The organism is Neisseria sp. P0021.S005 (assembly GCF_051956955.1).
Genome location: NZ_JBQCWY010000563.1, coordinates 1 through 1995, shown reverse-complemented (window position 1 = coordinate 1995; position 1995 = coordinate 1). Strand labels below are relative to the sequence as shown.

Annotated in this window: 2 protein-coding genes; both read left to right on the top strand. The window is 50.6% G+C overall.

Annotated features, from left to right (window positions below; translation table 11 throughout):
* A partial coding sequence (locus ACTHUE_RS16905; protein WP_440424033.1) for a phospholipase D family protein occupies nt 1–1367 on the top strand: 1367 nt, incomplete at its 5' end.
* 43 nt (nt 1368–1410) lie between these two features.
* Nucleotides 1411–1944, top strand: a complete 534-nt coding sequence (locus ACTHUE_RS16900) for a C40 family peptidase (protein WP_070827048.1) — start codon at nt 1411–1413, stop codon at nt 1942–1944.
* The last annotated feature ends 51 nt before the right edge of the window (nt 1945–1995 follow it).

Below are 1995 nucleotides of genomic sequence, written 5' to 3'. Positions count from 1 at the left end.
CTGATGTTTCCCATATCTATCTGCTGAACGATGCCCATGAAGCCTTTGTCGCTCGTGCTACCCTGATTGAATCCGCCGACCATACCCTCGATTTACAATACTATATCTGGCACAACGACATCTCCGGCAAGCTTCTGTTCAACCTGATTCATCGTGCAGCTGAACGCGGCGTCCGTGTGCGTTTGCTTCTGGACGACAACAACACCAACGGCATGGATGATCTCCTGCTGGCACTCGACAATCATCCCAATATTGAAGTCCGTCTGTTTAATCCCTTTATTTTCAGAAAATGGCGTGCACTCGGCTACGTTGCTGACTTTCCGCGACTTAACCGCCGGATGCACAACAAATCGTTTACCGCCGACAACCGTGCCACCATTTTGGGCGGACGCAATATCGGCGACGAATATTTTAAGGTTAACGACGATACCATCTTTGCCGACCTCGATATCCTCGCCACAGGCCGCGTAGTAACAGAAGTGTCCCAAGACTTCGACCGCTATTGGGCAAGCCATTCCGCCTACAACGCGACCAGCATTATCAAACGGGGAAACCTGAAAAAAGGATTGGCAGAGCTTGATTACACCGACCAAGATAAAAACCAAACGCTCATCCGCTACCGTCAAAGCATCGAACACTCCAACCTCTATCAAAAAATGCAGAGCAACCTTATGGAGTGGCAAAGCGTCAGCACACGCCTGATCAGCGATGACCCGGCCAAAGGCTTAGACCGCGACCGGCACAAACCGCCTATTTCCGAACGCCTGCAAGACGCCCTCAAGCAACCTGAAAAAAGCGTTTACCTTGTCTCGCCCTATTTTGTACCCACAAAATCAGGTGTCAAAGCCATAGAAAAACTGATACACAACGGCGTGGACGTTACCGTTTTGACCAATTCGCTCCAAGCAACCGACGTTGCCGCCGTCCATTCCGGCTACGTCAAATACCGCAAGCCTTTGCTCAAAGCCGGGGTCAAACTATACGAACTCCAACCCAATCATGCCGTTCCGACCACCAAAGACCGCGGCTTAACCGGTAGCTCCACCACCAGCCTGCATGCCAAAACATTCATCGTGGACGAGAAACGCGTTTTCATCGGCTCATTCAACCTCGACCCACGCTCCGCACGCCTCAATACCGAAATGGGTGTCGTCATCGAAAGCCCCGAAATCGCAGGCCAAATGCAGCGCACCCTCGTTACGACCACCCCAAGCTACGCCTATCAGGTAACGCTTGGCAATTACAACAAACTATACTGGTATGACCCAAGCGAAAAACGAACTTACGCACACGAACCCGAAGCCAAGTTCTGGAAACGGATGACTTCAAAAATCCTGTCCATCCTGCCCATAGAAGGATTATTATAGAGGCCGTCTGAAAACAAAAATCATGCAGCCGGAGGAATTCACCATGTCTCGACTCATCTGCAAAACCCTATTTGTTTGTACCACCTGCTTATTGTTGGCCTCCTGCGGCACCACTGGCAAGCATAAATCCCACAAGCCGCAAACAACCGCCAGAACAATCCAACCTGTCCGCATTTCCCATATCGACCACACCCAAGGTTCGCAGGAATTGATGCTTCACAGCCTAGGCCTGATCGGTACGCCCTACAAATGGGGAGGCAGCACCACAGCCACAGGCTTTGACTGTAGCGGCATGATCCAATTCGTCTATAAAAACGCCCTCAACGTCAATCTGCCACGCACCGCACGCGATATGGCCGCAGCCAGCCGAAAAATTCCCGACAGCAAATTGAAAGCCGGCGATCTTGTCTTCTTCAATACCGGCGGCGCACACAAATATTCCCATGTCGGCCTCTACATCGGCAACGGCGAATTTATTCACGCCCCCAGCAGCGGTAAAACCATCAAAACCGAAAAACTTTCCACTCCGTTCTACGCAAAAAACTATTTGGGCGCACATACTTTTTTTACTGAATAAATCAAGGCCGTCTGAAAGGTATCGCAATATCATCATTAAAGGCCTGTCAAT